At 54.6% G+C, this 17157-nt stretch carries 7 protein-coding genes; all 7 read left to right on the top strand.

Annotated elements, in window-relative coordinates:
• The first annotated feature begins 59 nt into the window (after positions 1 to 59).
• The 7 genes from ACYVIY_RS10685 (at position 60) to ACYVIY_RS10655 (ending at position 16499) form a co-directional block, all read left to right on the top strand.
• Positions 60 to 4202, top strand: coding sequence for a hybrid sensor histidine kinase/response regulator transcription factor (locus tag ACYVIY_RS10685; protein WP_460976330.1), 4143 nt, complete (start codon positions 60 to 62; stop codon positions 4200 to 4202).
• A gap of 171 nt (positions 4203 to 4373) precedes the next feature.
• Positions 4374 to 4961 carry an RNA polymerase sigma factor gene (locus tag ACYVIY_RS10680; protein WP_460976329.1) on the top strand — a complete coding sequence of 196 codons (588 nt, stop codon included), beginning with the start codon at positions 4374 to 4376 and terminating at the stop codon, positions 4959 to 4961.
• 83 nt (positions 4962 to 5044) lie between these two features.
• Positions 5045 to 11512, top strand: coding sequence for a choice-of-anchor Q domain-containing protein (locus ACYVIY_RS10675; RefSeq protein WP_460976328.1), 6468 nt, complete (start codon positions 5045 to 5047; stop codon positions 11510 to 11512).
• A 414-nt stretch (positions 11513 to 11926) separates the two neighbouring features.
• Positions 11927 to 12097, top strand: a complete 171-nt coding sequence (locus tag ACYVIY_RS10670; protein ID WP_460976327.1) for a hypothetical protein — start codon at positions 11927 to 11929, stop codon at positions 12095 to 12097.
• Positions 12098 to 12449: 352 nt separating this feature from the next.
• Positions 12450 to 13958: an adenylate/guanylate cyclase domain-containing protein gene (locus ACYVIY_RS10665; RefSeq protein WP_460976326.1), complete on the top strand. Its 1509-nt coding sequence runs from the start codon at positions 12450 to 12452 to the stop codon at positions 13956 to 13958.
• A gap of 12 nt (positions 13959 to 13970) precedes the next feature.
• Positions 13971 to 15920: a cyclic nucleotide-binding domain-containing protein gene (locus tag ACYVIY_RS10660; RefSeq protein ID WP_460976325.1), complete on the top strand. Its 1950-nt coding sequence runs from the start codon at positions 13971 to 13973 to the stop codon at positions 15918 to 15920.
• 12 nt (positions 15921 to 15932) lie between these two features.
• Positions 15933 to 16499 (top strand): HD domain-containing protein, encoded by a 567-nt coding sequence (locus ACYVIY_RS10655; RefSeq protein WP_460976324.1) that lies wholly within the window; start codon positions 15933 to 15935, stop codon positions 16497 to 16499.
• The last annotated feature ends 658 nt before the right edge of the window (positions 16500 to 17157 follow it).

Below are 17157 nucleotides of genomic sequence, written 5' to 3'. Positions count from 1 at the left end.
CTTATTATCAATCGGGAACACTCGTATTTTCGTACTTTGAGTGTCACATATGATAGATAATGTACTTCCTGTTTTTACCATTTGTACTTTTTTCAACTAGCCTGCTGGCACAGCCCAAAGGATGGCGGGAGCTGACGATTTCGGATGGCTTATCGCAGGGGATGATTTATGACCTCAAGCAGGATAAGAAGGGTTTCATCTGGGTAGCAACCAAAGACGGATTAAACCGCTACGATGGGCATAATTTCGCCGTCTTCACCCACGATCCCTATAATGAGTACAGCATTTCGGATGATGCCTGCTCGGCGCTGCTGATTGATCGTCGGGGGCGGTTGTGGGTTGGGACAATGAACCAGGGACTAAATCTGTATGATGCTCAAACACAGCGATTTTACCATATTAATATTAAGGACCGGCGTTCTGCCGACGCGGGTAACTACGAAATAAGGCTACTGGCCGAGGACCCCGAAGGAAACATCTGGGTCAATACCAATCAAAACAAGCTCTTCAAGATTACGTTGCCGGACGAACTGAAAACAGGCTATCCCAGGGTCGTTAACTTCACCAGTCAGGCGACGTTTGGGCAAATCTCCCTGGTCGGTATGTCTGGCAATCCCTCCGCTCACCATATTCAGTTTCGGGCAGATGGTTCTGCCATTGTAGGAACGACGGCCGGTATGTGTAGCTTCAACTGGCGACGGATGGCAGATATGCGGGCCGTCAACCGACCCCTCGGTGTTTTGCCCCGGGATTGGGTAGTGAGTGATGACGCGGGTGCGGGTGAGTACTGGTTCTCGGCGACGAACGACCATATCCATGCCTGGCGCGGAACCACACACAAAACCATTCGTTTGCCCCGCGAGACCGTCAGCGTGATGGTAAAGCTGGTTGATTCCAACACTGTGGCGGTGGCCACACTGGAGTATCTCTGGCTGATGGCACCCGCTCAGCTACTGGCGCAGGAAAGCCTGAGTCCAGCCAATGCCTTTACGATTATGCCGTCGGACCTGTATGGCCTGCGTACCCTGACTAAAGATAAAACCGGGCTGATCTGGATTGGTACAACGGGGTACGGCCTGCGCGTCTTCAACCCGACGGTTAAACGATTCAGAACGTACCTGCCCAAAACTTCCCTGACCTATCTTTTCGAGGATCGGCAGGGACGCTCGTACGTACGCTTTATGGAGCAGTACGGTCAGTTGGACCGCGCCAACAACAGACTCGTTCCGTTCTTACAAAACAAGTTACAACGCGAACACCAACGTTTTTTAACGCAAAGCAGAGCTGGCTTTTTTTGGACGGCCAATACAGACGATGACCTTGGCGTGCATTATCTGCGCAAATACTCCGCCGATTGGCAGTTGTTAAAAACGTACCCCCTACCAGCTCAGGCGGGGCTGGGTATTTATCTGAATCAAACCCTTGAAGATCAAGCCGGTCAACTTTGGATTGGTGCTACTAAGGGCAAGTTACTCCGCTTTAATCCGGCAACAGAAGCGTTTACGGTGTACAGTTATGCTCATCTATTACCCCAAAGCGGAGCCGAAACAGAAACCTATGCTCTTTTCTTCGACGGCCAGGGTACGCTTTGGATTGGAACGCCCCGAGGGCTGGTTCGGGCCGAGCACCCACTCACAAAACCCCACTTCTCGCTCTACAAGAATAGCTCCTCAAACCGACAGAGCCTTAGCAATGATGTGGTGTCGAACATGGTTGACGATCCTTATGAACCGCTACGTTACCTGTGGGTCAGTACCAAAGGCGGGGGGCTGGAGCGACTGGACAAGCAAACGGGTCATTTTCGGCATTTTACCGAAGCACAGGGATTACCCAACAAAGTAGTCTATGATATCCTGGTCGATTCCTTTAAGAATTTGTGGATGAGTACGAACCGGGGATTGGCTCAGCTTAACCCCCGAACCTTCGCCTTTCGTACGTTCACCAAAGCTGATGGGTTACAGGACGACGAGTTCAATACCGGTTCATTTTTCAAAGCGGCTTCGGGTAAACTACTATTTGGGGGCGTGAACGGGTTAACCGAATTCGATCCGCGAGAGATCGTAGGACGTGTTATCCCTGAGGTACACATTGTAGGTCTACGAATTAATAACGAGCCCGTAACAGCTGGTGCCCCTGATGGTATTTTGCCCAAAAGCCTCGAAAGCGCACCGGCCGTCAATTTATCGTATGATCAGAACGGGGTAACGCTGGAGTTCGCGGTGATGGATTTTACTAACCCCGCCAAGAATCGCTACCGCTACCAGATGAGGGGAGTTGACGACGATTGGGTAGAGGGTGGAACAAACCGATTTGCCAACTACGCGCAACTACCCGATGGCAACTACACATTTCAGCTGATCGGCTCCTCCGACGGACAGCACTGGAGCAAACCTGTCGAGCTTCAGATTCGCGTCCATCCACCGTTTTACCGTACCTGGTGGGCTTATTTGTTGTACACGATCTTTCTGGCAGTCGCCGTCTGGCAGTTCTTTCGGGTGCAGACCCAGCGGCTGTTGCTCGAGCAGCAGATTGTTTACGAGCAGAAGGAAGCAACCCGGCTGGCCGAGTTGGACGGGCTGAAAACGCAGTTCTTTACCAATATCAGCCATGAGTTTCGCACGCCCCTGACGCTGATTCTGGGACCGCTTGCCGACCTTCGGCAGCGCTTTCCAGCGGAAGCCGCCCTGGGATTAATGGAACGGAATGGGCAACGGCTACTTAATCTGATCAATCAGCTTCTCGATCTCGGCAAGCTGGAAGCGGGGCAGCTGCGGATCAAAACCGAGTCGGGCGACCTGGCTACGTTCTTCCGCACCATGGCCTACTCGTTTCAGTCGCTGGCCGAAAGCCGACAGATTACGTTTTCTTTTCAGCAACCGGAAACAGAATGGTGGGCCGGCTTTGATCGCGATAAACTGGAAAAGATCGTAACGAATCTGCTGTCGAATGCCATCAAGTTTACTCCGTCGGGAGGAGACGTTAGTATGACGGTTGATTATCCGGTTGATGCCAACAGAGAACATGTACGGTTTACCGTGCAGGACACGGGTATTGGTATCGCCCAGGCCCAGTTGGCGCATATTTTCGAGCGATTTTATCAGGTCGACGGCCAAATCAATCGGTTGTATGAGGGCACTGGTATTGGACTGGCGCTGGTCAACGAACTGGTAAAGGTGATGAACGGAACGATTACTGTAACCAGTGTAGAGGGGCAAGGAACCACCTTCACCGTGTCGCTTCCCGTAACCCCCGTCCAGGCGGAACAGACCATTCCTTCATTCTCCCCCAAAGAGGCCATACCGGTTCAGGAGAAGCAGGCAAAAACGCAGCCAGATAAAACCACCGTACCACCATTACTAGCTGCCAGCGACGATAACCCGGTCTTGCTCATCATTGACGACAATGCTGACATACGGGTTTACATTCGAAGCATCTTTGAGGCCGATTACCAAATCATCGAAGCGACCGACGGTCAGCACGGGTTAGCCATCGCCACGTCGACGCTGCCCGATGTTGTGATCTGTGATCTGATGATGCCCCGGCTCGATGGGTTTGGCTTCTGCCAGGCCCTGAAAACGCAGGAGGCAACCAGTCATATTCCGGTCGTCATGTTAACGGCCAAAGCCACCGTTGAAGACCGGATCGAAGGCTTTGAACTGGGAGCGGACGATTACCTGACCAAGCCCTTTAACCGAACCGAATTACAAACCAGGGTACGGAACCTGATTGAGCAGCGGAAGCGAATCTATAGCTGGTTTAGTCAGCAGCGCCCTGTAACGGATACTGCGGTTGCTGATGGTGTTGACACAAACACCACGGCAGCGGATACAACCCGGCAATTAGCTCCGGCGCTGACGTTGCTGGCGACCGAGCAAGCCTTTATCGACCGGCTGACAACGATTGTTCATCAGCATTTAAGCGAGCCGGCTTTCAGCGTCGAAGCGCTTGCTGACGCCGTCAACCTGAGCCGTTCCCAATTGCATCGAAAGGTAAAGGCATTACTCGATACGTCGCCGACTGGCTTCATTCGAGATATTCGATTGGCCAGAGCGACTGAACTCCTGAGGGAAGGCAACCAGAGCGTAACGCAGGTGGCCTATGCAGTTGGCTTCGACAACCTGTCGTACTTCGCCAAGACCTTTCAGGAACGATATGGGATCTCTCCCTCGCAGTACGGACGATCGGCCCCTTCACCCGCCTAGATCAGCGATTTTTGCTAAAAAGCCCGGAAAATCCGGGCTTTTTTTGCTTCATGCGACGAGGTTGTTAATCAATGCGACGAGCGTGTTAGCAGGTTTTTTCGCTACGTGGCTACTTGCACCACCATCTGGTATACATCCATATCTGGTGGTAACCCAGCCAGCTCAGTGCGTATGAAGACAAACCTACCTGCTGACCAACCTGCCGCTGACGTGGCATTGGATCACCAGTCAGATGATGGCTTTGCCAGGCTATACCGGCAGTACGTCGGTAAAGTATTTCGAACCTGTCTATCCATAACGAAGGATGAGATGGCGGCTCAGGATTACACCCAGGACATTTTCCTCAAAGCCTTCGAAAAACGGAATACCTTTCAAAACCGCTCGTCTTTTTCAACCTGGTTGTACGCCATCTCCTACAATCACTGCCTGACCAAGCTCCAGCAGGACAACCGCCGAAGAATGGCGTCACTGACCGAAGCACACAGCGCCCGACTGGCCAACGACGAAACGGCTGAGGATACCGAATATTTTCTTCAAACGCAGGAAGCGGCCCTGAGCCGGTTGGCAGTTGAGGAGCAAAAGCTGCTACGGCTGAAGTACGAGCAAGGCTTATCGATTCAACAAATCTGCCAGCAAGTCAGCCTGTCGGAAAGCGCCGTCAAGATGCGGCTCAAACGAAGCCGGGAGCGCCTGGTCCGAAGTCTGTTGTCAAGTGTCAACAAACGCGATCGATCGACAACGTCTATGAATACTCTTTAACCCATTTCTTTTTAATCAATCGGAGCTACCCAACTGGTAGGTATCGACCGGCTTAATCAACAGATAAATCTTTGCTCTTTTATATGAAACCAATCCTTTACGTTCTTTTCCTGGTCGTGCTTGGCCTAAGTGGACCCTTAGCCAAAGCGCAAACCACGTTCACGGTTACTAACACGGCCGATGCGGGCACGGGCAGCTTACGCCAGGCCATGCTGGACGTAATGGCCAGTTCCAGCCCCGCTCCCTTCACCATCACCGCCAGCGTGAGCGGCACCATCAATCTGGCCAGTGAACTACCTAATATTAGCAAAGATATTGCCTTTATCGGGCCGGGGGCCAGCAACCTCACCGTGCGCCGAAGCACGGGCGGGGACTACGGTATTTTCACTATCCCCAACAACAACACGGTCAGTTTTACCGGCTTTACGATTGCCGATGGGAATGCCAACACCGGTGGGGGCATTGCCAGCAGGGGGCCACTGAGCTTATTCAACTGTATCCTGCGCAACAACACGGCTTCCGTTGGGGGAGGAGTATATGGCGGAGCGCCCACTTCCCTGACCAACTGTCTGTTTGTGGGCAACTCCGCTGGTAATGCGGGCGGAGGTGTCGGCGCCGAGACAAACCTCAACCTGACCAACTGCACCTTCAGCAACAACTCGGCTGGTCAGGGCGGGGGTATATACATGGATGCGGGCACGGGCCTGTTTGTCAACGCTACCTTCAGCGAGAATAAGAGTAACTCCGGGGGCGGAGTCAACATTTGGCAAAACGCTACGCCTACATTCATCAACTGCCTGATTGCGGGTAACACCAACGCCGACGGCACAGCTCCTAACGACGTTTTTCAATCAGGTAGTGTCAGTTCTTCATCGGCCTACAATGTGATCGGTTCAGTGGTCAACAACACCCAAAACCTGCGCAATGGGATCAATAACAATCAGGTAGGCGTCACTGCCCTGCTGGGTGGGCTGGGCAACTACGGGGGTGGGCTGCCGACCTACGCGCTGTTGCCAGGTAGCCCGGCCATCAATGCCGGTACAGCCAGTGGCGCTCCAACTACCGATGCGCGGGGAGTGGCCCGCGTAGGGGCGACCGACATTGGTTCGTTCGAGTCGCAGGGCTTCAGCCTGGCTCTGACGGCCGGCGACAGCCAGAGTGCCCTTATCGGAGCAACCTTCGAAAGCCCCCTGACGGTTAGCGTGAGTAGTGCCAACGCCGAGCCCGTGGCGGGTGGGGTGGTTACGTTTACGGGGCCGGGATCGGGTGCCAGCATTAACCCCACCTCCGTCACGGCCAGCATTGCTGGCACGACGGCTACCGTCTCGGTGACGGCCAATGCCACGGCGGGTAGTCCTTATTCGGTGACAGCCAGTGCCCGGGGGGGTATCTCCAGCGTGGCCTTTAGCCTGAGCAATACTTTTTCGTCTTTGTTCATCCGTTACGTCAGGCAGGGAGGTACGGGCAGCGGCAGCAGCTGGGCCGATGCCTCAGGGGACCTACAAAGTCAGATCAACTTCAGCGGTGCCCAGCAGGTCTGGGTAGCGGCCGGTATCTATAAGCCCACGACCGGCAGTGATCGCAATGCGAGTTTCTCGCTGAAGAACGGGGTATCGGTCTACGGGGGCTTTGCGGGCACGGAAATCGACCTAAGCCAACGGGGGTCGGTGAACCCGGTAACAGGTAGCCCCTCCAGCAGCACGCTCAGCGGGGACATCGGCCTATTAGGCGACAACACCGACAACAGTTACCGTGTAATCAGCAACAGCGGTCTTGACCGCACGGCGGTGCTGGACGGCTTCCTCATCAGTGGGAGCAACGGCAACTTGTTCGGCTCCGGCGGGGGGATGTATAACTTTAACAGCAGTCCGATTTTAACCAACTGCGCCTTCCAAAACAATTCCTCTAGGGAGGGCGGGGGGATGTATAATTACACAAGCAGTCCGGTTTTAACCAACTGCTCCTTTGCGGGCAATTCCGCTAAGCTTGATGGTGGGGGAATATATAATTTTATTGACAGCAGTCCAATTTTAACCAACTGCTCCATCCTCAATAACTCCGCTACCTCTTCCGGCGGGGGGATGAATAATGTTGGCAACAGTAGTCCGAGTTTAACTAACTGCTCCATCCTCAATAACTCCGCTTCTTCTAGGGGTGGGGGGATGGATAATTACAAAAGCAGTCCGAGTTTAACTAACTGTGTGCTGTTCGGCAACGGGGGCAGCAATACGATTTATAACGACAATTCAAATCTGACCGCTCGCTACTCGCTCTTGGAGGCTTCGGTAACGAACTACACCGATGGGGGCAACAACCTCACCACTACCATCAGCCCCTTCGCTTCTACCAGCTCGGCCCAGCTCAGCCCCTGCTCGCCCGCCATCAACACGGGTGACAATCAGGCTTACGCTACCGCCAACGGCCCGGCTACCGATCTGGCGGGTAACACCCGCTTCTTCAACAACGGCACCATCGACATGGGCGCTTACGAGTATCAGGGTGAGCCTACCCGCATCACCCTCAGCAACCCCGCCACCATCACGGCCAGCCAAGGCGTGGCCTTCAGCCAGTCCTTCACGGTAGTGGGGGGCAGTGGTCCCTACAGCTTCAGCGTGGTGGAGGGCAGTCTGCCTAGTGGGCTGAGCCTGGCCACCACAGGGGAACTGAGTGGCACGCCGACGCAGGCGGGCAGCTACTCCCTCACCGTGCGGGCCACCGACGCCAACGGCTGCGCGGGAACAAGTGCGGTCTATAGCCTGACGGTGACTGATGCCACGCCTGCCATTACGGGTCTGTCGGCTAGTCCAGCCGCGGTCTGTGCAGGTAGTCCGGTGACGTTCACCGCCACCATCAGCAACGTAACGGGCAGCTACAACTACACCCTCACCAACGGTAGCAGTCCCCTATCCGGCACCGCTACGGGCACCGCTTTCAGCCAGAGCCTGACGGCGGCTGGTTCGGGCAGTCAGAGCTTTACCCTGACGGTGGAGCAGAGCGGGCAAAGTACCCAGGCAACAACGGGTGTGACGGTCAACGCGACTCCTACGGCGGAATTAACCAATAATGGTCCCTTGAGCTGCACGCTGAGTAGTGTAACACTGACGGCATCGGGGGGAACGTCGTATCGTTTCAGCACGGGAGCCACCCCGATAGGTACCAGCAATCAGGCCACAGTGAGCACCGCGGGTACGTACTCCGTGACGGTCATCAACGGAGGGAGCGGTTGTTCATCAGTAGCATCGACTACCGTAGACCAGGCCGCCACAACAAGGCTAACCTGGACGGGGCAGACTAGTACCGACTGGAATACGGCCGGTAACTGGTGTATGGCGCGGGTGCCACTCAGCACGGATGATGTGGTCATTCCGGCAACCCCGCCTAATAAGCCTGTTCTGGGTACCAACGCCGTGGCCAACTCGGTGGAAGTGCAGAGTGGGGCATCGCTTGCTATCACAAACGCGGGAATACTAACCCTCAACGGGTCACGATTAATAGGAAACAATACCGTGACCTTGTTCACAAGCGGAACTGTTGTTAACAATGGGCAAGTGGTTGTCGGTAATTTGTCGTCAGCTACCGTAGGGGGGGTAGGGGTGTTGAATCAGGGGGTGTTTCAAAACAACACGGGCGGCAGTATCCGTATTGATCGGACAACCAGCCACGGCTTCCAGAATACAGGTACCGCTACCAACTCCGCTACTATCACCGTCGGTCAGTCGGCGTCTATTGGTGGAAACGGGCTACTCATTAACGGCACGGGCTCGTTCAGCAACATCGCCGGAGGCTATATCCAGGTCGACAACGCGGGAATCAATGGTATTCGATTAGATGGTGGTACGTTCACGAATACAGCCGTCATCCAAATCGGTAGTTATTCGGCTGTAACCAGCTACGGCATCTTTATATTAAAAGGAACAGATACGTTTACCAATGCCGATGGTGGTGCTATTACTATCAACCGGACAGGTAATAATGGCGTGCTAAACAATGGAACATTCACGAATGCCGCAACACTAACCATCGGTAACGTCGCTTTTTCCGCGCAGGATAATATTCAGACCGTTGGTACATTCATTAACACAAGTACGGGGGTAATCTATGCCGCCCGGACAGCCAATAGTAACGGGAACGGTATCTGGAACGTGGCGAACTCCTCCTTTACCAATAGCGGAATGATCAGTATCAGATCCCTTTCTATTACGGGCGGTAACGGTATCCTTAACGCCGGAACCTCCTTCGCTAACCTGGCCGGGGGCCGTATTCAGCTCGACGGCGTGCTTCGGGGAGTAGTCAACCGGACTACCTTTACCAACGGGGGCGAGATACGAATGGGTGACAACGCACCCCTGGGCGAGCGGGGGATTCTAAACACAACCACCAACGCGCTATTTACTAACCTGGCAGGGGGAGTAATCAGTATCGGCCAAGCGGCCTATACCCGGGACGGCATCACCAACGAGGCTGGTAATACCTTTACTAATTCAGGTACGATCAGCATTGGCACCTCGAGCAGCATTGCGGGCAACGGCATCACCAACGCCGGTACACTCAATAACAGTGTCTGCGCCACACTAACTGTTTTCGACAATGTTGCTAACAGCGGCAGCTTTACCAATGCAGGCCTGTTAACGGTCAGTACGACGCAGCCGCACACGAACACGGGGTCGTTCATCAACACCGGCGATATTGAGTATCCGCAGGGAAATCCAATCCCGAACGTGACGAATAATAACCCGTTTGACATGCCTGTCATTGGCTGTGTCAGTGGGATTAGTCCGGCGCTTCAATTGGGCGAAAACAGCAGCCAGCTTACCATTGGTACAACCTGGTATAAAGACCCGGCGCTGACCCAGCCAGCGGGTAGTTATGACCAGGCCAGTAACGCGTTTACGCCCAGCAATCTGGCCGCGGGCAGCACGACAATCCTGTATTTTTCGGTCAACTACGGCGCCAATGCCTGTACCAAAACCGAATCGGTGACGGTGACCCTAACCCCTCAGGTAACGGCCAGCATCAGTCCAGAATCGGCTATACTAACCTGCGCCAGTCCTACCGTAAGCCTAACAGCCAGTGGAGGTACCAGCTACATTTGGGATGATGCTTCAACCAACCCTGTTCGGACGGTAAGTGTGGCTGGTACGTACTCCGTAACGGTACTTTCGGGCAGTACGTGCTCAGCCGTAGCCAGCACCACGATTACCAGCAATACAGCGACTATCGCTGTGAGTAACCCCACTATCACTGCGGCCCCCCAGGGCGTGGCTTTCAGCCAGTCCTTCACCGCCCTGGGGGGCAGTAGTCCCTACAGCTTCAGCGTGGTGGAGGGCAGTCTGCCTAGTGGGCTGAGCCTGGCCACCACAGGGGAACTGAGTGGCACACCGACGCAGGCGGGCAGCTACTCCCTCACCGTGCGAGCTACCGACGCCAACGGCTGCGCGGGAACAAGTGCGGTCTATAGCCTGACGGTGACTAATGCCACACCTACCATCGCGGGCCTGTCGGCCAGTCCAGCCGCGGTCTGTGCAGGTAGTCCGGTGACGTTCACCGCCACCATCAGCAACGTAACGGGCAGCTACAACTACACCCTCACCAACGGTAGCAGTCCCCTATCCGGCACCGCTACGGGCACCGCTTTCAGTCAGAGCCTGACGGCTGCGGGCACGGGCAGTCAGAGCTTTACCCTGACGGTGGAGCAGAGCGGACAACGGGCTGCGGCTCAAACCAGCCTCACCCTGAGCGCGGCACCGGCACTGAGCCTGAGCAACACGGGACCCTTGTCCTTCACCAACGCCAGTGTCAGCCTGGTGGCCAGCCCTGGCTTTGCCCGCTACGTCTTCAGCAGCGGGGCTAGCCAGCCCGGTGGCACTGCCAGCCCCACGGCCCAGGTGAGGGCGGTGGGTGTCTACTCAGTGACGGCCACCACCAGTGAAGGATGCTCGGCCACGGCCAGCACCACCGTAGTAGGGGGCGTCAGTAGTCTGACGGTGTGCCGGGGCGGTACCGCGGTGATCAGCGTGGCGGTGAGCGGTAGTCCGGTCAAGTATGAGTGGTACAAGAACAGTCTGACTACGCCCAAGATCATGGAGACTCCCCAGTTGTTTCGGGGTACGGCTACCAGCAGTCTGACCATCATCAACGCCCAGACCAACACCCAGGGTGACTTCTACCTGAAGGTGACGGATGGGGCAGGCAGCGTAGTGGTCTACGGTCCGTACCGGCTGTATGTAGACGCCAGCTGCCGGGCTCGTGTAGGGGCCGAAACGGTCATAGATGAATCGCCTTTAGCGGTGTTGCTGGCTCCCAACCCTCTTCAGCAAGAGCACTTACGGGCGGTGGTACGAGGAGGTGAATATCGCCCGTTGCAAGTAGAGTTGGTTGACCTTCGTGGTCGTCTGGTCCGCCAGCAGCGCTGGGAGCAGGCTGCTGCTGAGCAGGTCATTGATTGGGATCTACAGGGTGAGGTCAGCGGGGTGTATGTGCTGGATGTCATCAGTCGATCGAGTAGGGATGGAGGTATTGAACGCCGGAGCGTGAAGGTGATCAAGCCATAGAGGAAAGAGACTCTCTGTGCCCAAAGACGCCTGGCTGAAAAGTCGGGCGTCTTTATCGCTTTATGGCTTCGATAGCATCCCTGGAGCATTCTGGTTTTGGGAGATTAATGGGCTTTTGCGGCCAAACAGGCCTAAACACCTAAATGGAGAGGGAGTTCCAATACTTTAAGCAGCAGTACCACTCAGACCAACTGTATGCTGTTTGGTAATGGTGGAGATAGAACTTTCTTCAACCCGGTCAATGGAGCGAGGGTAATGCTGCTATACAGCCAGATTGAGACCTCCCCTCCATAAAGGGTACAGTAATGGGCGAAACACCTCGCCGTTTGCCTCCCTCAATCCAACTCAACGGTTGTACCCCTGCCATCACGACCGTAGTGGGGGCTAGGGGTAACGTGACGGGGCGCAACAGCGGTGATCAGCGTAGCGGCCGGTCAGGGTAGTCCGGCCCAACTACTTGTTGAGGTCGAACTGAACGTAACGCAGATGGCGTATGCGGTGGATTTCGATAACCTGTCGCACTTCGCCAAGGGTATGGCGTCTCTCCCTCGCACTACAGTCGAGCGGCCACTTCATCTCCCTTAAACAGCGACGTTACGCTAAAAAGTCCGGTAATGGAAGCTTTTTTTTGCTTCATGCGACGAGGTTGTTAATCAATGCGACGAGCGCGTTAGCAGATTTTTGCGCCCGGTGGCTACTTGCACCATCATCTGGTATGCACCTGGGCTATAAGCACGTCACCGGCACGGACCGCACGACACTGTGGGTTTCTCGCTGAAGAATGGGGTGTCGGTCTGTGGGATAGTATAGGCAGCAAGAGTAATCTGAACTAGCGGGGCGGTGACCCAGTAGCGTACTGCAGGAGGAGCAGCACGCTGAGCGAGGACTATTGGCGTGCCACCAGTATAATAAATCGTCAACTTTCCACTTTTTAGTTATGCGTACCAATCATTTGCTCCGCTTTATTCTGATTGGCTTACTGTTCAGGTTATCGTCGCCCGGATGGGCGCAGGATAGCGCACTCCCGTCTTCGCATTGGGCTAACGAACTGGCTCAACAAACCGACTCTACCCGCAAAGCCGAGATCCTGCTCTTCATAGCGAAAGACCTCGAACTCAGTAATCCAAACGGTGCGCTTACCTACGCTCAGCGTGCCCTCGACCTCGGTCAAAAGCTTAACGCCACTAAGGTAATTGGACTGGCTTCTCTGCAACTCGCCAGAGTTCACACCACCCTCGGCAACAAAGCCAAAGCCCGGCGATTCCGCAAACGGGCAGAGGAAACGTTACGTTCGGTTGATTTGATGGCCGAATTGAATCGGCTCGAAACTCAGAAAGCACAGGCCGAAGAAACTGCCGCCAACTCCCAGCAGGCCGTGAGTGCGTTGAGTACCGAAACCCAACAAAAACAGACACTGCTAGCTCAGCAGGGGCAAAAACTCTCGCTGCGTACCCAGCAACTTCAACGGCAGGGCAAGCTCATCGGGCAGAAAGACCAGCTCATCGGGCAAAAAGATCGATTGATTGGTCAGAAAGATTCGATACTAACTATGCGAGAGTTGATCCTGCGGTCCCAGCAGGATCAACTCCAGATTCTTGAACAAGAAAAAGCCCTCAAAGCCGCCGAAGTTGAGCATGAACGCACCATTCGGAATGCGCTGCTGGTGGGGGCTGGCCTGCTGATAGCGCTGGCGGCTCTCCTCTGGCGACTCATGACCAATAAGCAACGCGCTAACCGCGAACTGGGTCAGAAAAACGTCCAGCTCGATCTGGCCCGTAAACGCTCCGATGAGTTGTTACTTAACATCCTGCCCGGTGAACTGGTCGATGAACTGAAGGTTCAGGGCATTACTCGCACCCGCCACCACGAGGAGGTGACGATCATGTTTACTGACTTCCGCGACTTTACCAAAATTAGCGAACAGCTCTCGCCTGTTGATCTGGTGCAGGAGATCGACTATTGCTTCCGGCACTTTGACCACATCATCGGTAAATACCCTAGTCTCGAAAAAATCAAGACCATCGGCGATGCCTACCTGTGCGCGGGCGGGTTACCCGCGGCCCACCCCGATCATGCTCACGAGATGGTGGCAGCCGCCCTGGAAATCCGGGACTTCATCAGCGAACTCGAGGTCCAACGCGCCCGCGAGGGCAAAATCGGCTTTCAGATTCGGATTGGGATTCACACCGGACCGGTGATTGCGGGCGTGGTGGGTGCCACCAAGTTTGCCTACGACATATGGGGCGACACAGTCAACACGGCGGCCCGGCTCGAATCAGCCAGTGAGCCGGGGCAGGTTAACATCTCTGGTGCAACCTACGAGCGGGTACAGACAGGATTCAACTGCCGACACCGGGGGGAAATAGCCACTAAGAATAAAGCCAATATGAGTATGTATTTTGTTGATGGTCAGTATGAAAAAGTCTCAAATCCTGTACGTGTTTAACCGCCGTTTTCTATGAGACTTACAATCGAACCTTTAGCTAACGCTCATCAGAAAGAACAGCTACTGACGAACTTGCACAGCATTTTCGGCGAGTTTGACACGACTATGCTCTCCTTGCTCGAACCCATGCTGGAGTGGGTGGAGATCAGCGGGGGTGAGGTTTTGTTTCGGCAATACGAACCCGGCGACTGTCTGTATTTTGTCATCAGCGGTCGGTTGCAGGCATATACAACTGATCAGCAGGGTAACCATCAGGTAATTGGTGAAATCATCCGGGGCGAAACCGTGGGTGAAATGGCCATTTTTACCGGTGACCCACGTAGTGCGACCATTGTGGCACTGCGTGACAGCGTTTTGGTAAAATTAGCTAAAAACGCCTTTGAGCAGATTATTGCCGCCTATCCCGCCGTGTCGATAAACGTAACTAAACTCATTATCAACCGGCTTCGAACCTCGCAGGGACAGCCCAAAACAAACGGGTCAGACGTACCCTCGCGCCCCGCTAAGAAACCCGTTAACATCTGTGTGCTGGCCCTGCACGACGGCCCTGTCGGTCTCGTCAGCCCAGCTGCGTGGCTGGCGGGCGAACTCTCAACCCAGTTACGCCGGAAAGGAACAACCTTCGTAGTTTCGAGCGACGAAGTACAGGAAGTCTTCAACCAGCCTAATTTTGCCCAGGTCGACAAAGATAATCAGGTGGCTTATCGGCAGCTAAGTCAGTGGCTCGATGACCAGGAGTCGCAGCACGAGTTTATGCTATACCTTGCGGACCCGGTTCGGCCCGACCATCCGGGGGGGCTACCGGTTCTCTCGGAGTGGACACGTCGGTGTCTGCGGCAGGCCGACGAAATCCTGCTGCTAGCCGATGCCACCCAGTCCCCCAACCTGACGCTCATCGAAAAGCAATATCTGATGGATGAACTGTGGACGAGCGTTCCGCATACGCTGCTGTTGCTGCATCCGTCCAATACAGCCCATCCACGTGATACAGCTCACTGGCTGGCTTCACGGCCGGCCGTGAAGCGGCACTACCACCTGCGCCCCGGACAAAACCGTGACATAGCCCGGCTAGCCCGCATTTTAAGCGGTACCTCTGTTGGGCTGGTACTAGCCGGGGGCGGGGCCAAAGGCTTCGCCCACATTGGCGTTCTACGGGCGTTGCAGGAGTGGGACATCCCAATCGATTTTGTTGGCGGGACAAGCGTGGGTGGGCTGGTAGCCGCTACGTTCTCTTTTGACGAGTCCATAGAGCCCACTACCCAGCACCTCCGCAAAGCCGCTCGTTTCAACCCTACCAAAGACTACAATGTTCTGCCGTTTATTTCGCTCATCCGGGGCCGGCGCATCGAGCAGATGATTCAGACCTGCATTAGTGATTTCACCGGCAACCCGACTCCCTACATTGAAGATAGCTGGCTAACTTTTTTTGCCCTGTCGAGTAATTACACGCGTGCCCGCGAGGAGATTCACACGCGGGGCCCCATGCTCAAATACCTGCTGGCGACTTCGGCCATTCCGGGGGTATTTCCGCCCGTAATCGACGGAGACGATCTGCTGGTAGACGGGGGATCATTTAATAATTTCCCCGCTGATGTGATGAGCCAGTTCGGAGTCGGTAAGGTCATCGGTGTAGACCTGAGCATTGATAAACCCCGCAAGCTGACTATGGAGCAGATTCCCAGCCCGACGAGCCTGCTCCGGGATCGGTTTCGGTCTAAACGACAACGAAAATACCGACTCCCCTCGCTCTTGTCGCTCATGCTCAATGCCACCCTACTGTACAGCAGCGCCCGGCGTAACGAAAATATTCGTCATACTGATCTGTATTTCAATCCCGACGTGAGCCGCTATGGCATCATGAATTGGGCCTCGTACGACCACATTGTACAAAAAGGCTATGAACATGCTATAGAGGTGCTCAACGGACTGCATCCCGATGAACTTGCCCGGTTACGGGCGTAAGTAACCGCATTCATGCAAACGCAACTTGCCTGCCAGTTTATACTGGACACTCTGAGGGTACACCTGTCCCCCCTGCTTACCTACCACAGCGTTCACCACACTCTGGACGTAATGAAGCAGGCCGACCGGATCGCCCGGGCCGAAGGAATCACCGACCCTGATTTGCTACAGCTGCTCCAAACCGCAGCCTGCTATCACGATGCGGGATTTCTGAACGCTTACGCCGAACACGAGGCTGAGAGCTGCCGACTTGCCACGCTGTACCTGCCAACGTTTGGCTACGCGCCTGCTCAGGTTGCTCATGTTTGCCAGCTCATTCTGTCGACGCGGGTTCCGCAGGCACCGACTACCTTTCCCGAGACCATTCTGTGCGATGCAGACCTAGACTACCTTGGGCGCGATGACTATGCGCAGATCAGTCAGTTGCTCCTGTCCGAGTGGCTGGCCTATGGCTACTTGGCAAATTCTGACGACTGGGTTTCCATTCAACGATCGTTTTTGGGCAGTCACCGGTATTTCACTACAACGAATACGTGCCTTCGCGAAGCTGGCAAACAGCGAACGTTATCTACGCTTTAGGCCTGATTTTTAGCCCATGTACCACCTACTCCGGCTTTGTTCATCCCGAGATTAACTCAAGTTATCAAAATGCAACAAATTCTAACGTCTTCGTTACTCAATCTGCTCTATCAGGTTAACCTACACGCTCCCTTTTACATCCTGCTACCTTTGCCGCATGGGAGTTGCGAAACGGCATAACTACCCATTTTGCCCTATTATCTACGCTTATTTGCAACAGGGTAAGATAGATAGCTTATACAAATCTTATCAACCAACACCTGGTGTACGGCTACCTTGAGCCTGACCTTGATCAACGCCCAGATCAATCTCAGAGTAACTTCTTTTTCAAGATTGTTGACCGTTTGGGTAGCGTAAAGGTCTATGGGCCGAACAGGCTGACGGTGAACGCCGGTTGTCGGACTCAACTAGCGGCAGAACTAGCCAGCGAGTTGCTAATAGAGCTAGTCCCGAACTTATCTGTAAAGAACAGTTCCGCGCTATCATTCGGGGGCAGAAGACCACTCGTCAGAGGTGAATTTAACGGACGTGATATTCGTCAACGGAGATAGACAAAGGCTAAGAGACTGTCTAAAAATGGTGTTGCCAATACAGTAAGGAGCCAGTAAGTTGGTAGAAACAAAGAACCACCAATGTATTCTACCAATCTGACCGACTC

The sequence above is a fragment of the Spirosoma knui genome (assembly GCF_054780635.1).
This window is presented reverse-complemented; position numbering and strand designations above follow the sequence as displayed.

What these genes read in the sequence shown, in the direction of transcription:
- ACYVIY_RS10660 (WP_460976325.1), top strand. Translation starts at nt 13,971, where the DNA reads ATGAGACTTACAATCGAACCTTTAGCTAACGCTCATCAGAAAGAACAG.
- ACYVIY_RS10685 (WP_460976330.1), top strand. Translation starts at nt 60, where the DNA reads ATGTACTTCCTGTTTTTACCATTTGTACTTTTTTCAACTAGCCTGCTG.
- ACYVIY_RS10680 (WP_460976329.1), top strand. Translation starts at nt 4,374, where the DNA reads ATGAAGACAAACCTACCTGCTGACCAACCTGCCGCTGACGTGGCATTG.
- ACYVIY_RS10675 (WP_460976328.1), top strand. Translation starts at nt 5,045, where the DNA reads ATGAAACCAATCCTTTACGTTCTTTTCCTGGTCGTGCTTGGCCTAAGT.
- ACYVIY_RS10665 (WP_460976326.1), top strand. Translation starts at nt 12,450, where the DNA reads ATGCGTACCAATCATTTGCTCCGCTTTATTCTGATTGGCTTACTGTTC.
- ACYVIY_RS10655 (WP_460976324.1), top strand. Translation starts at nt 15,933, where the DNA reads ATGCAAACGCAACTTGCCTGCCAGTTTATACTGGACACTCTGAGGGTA.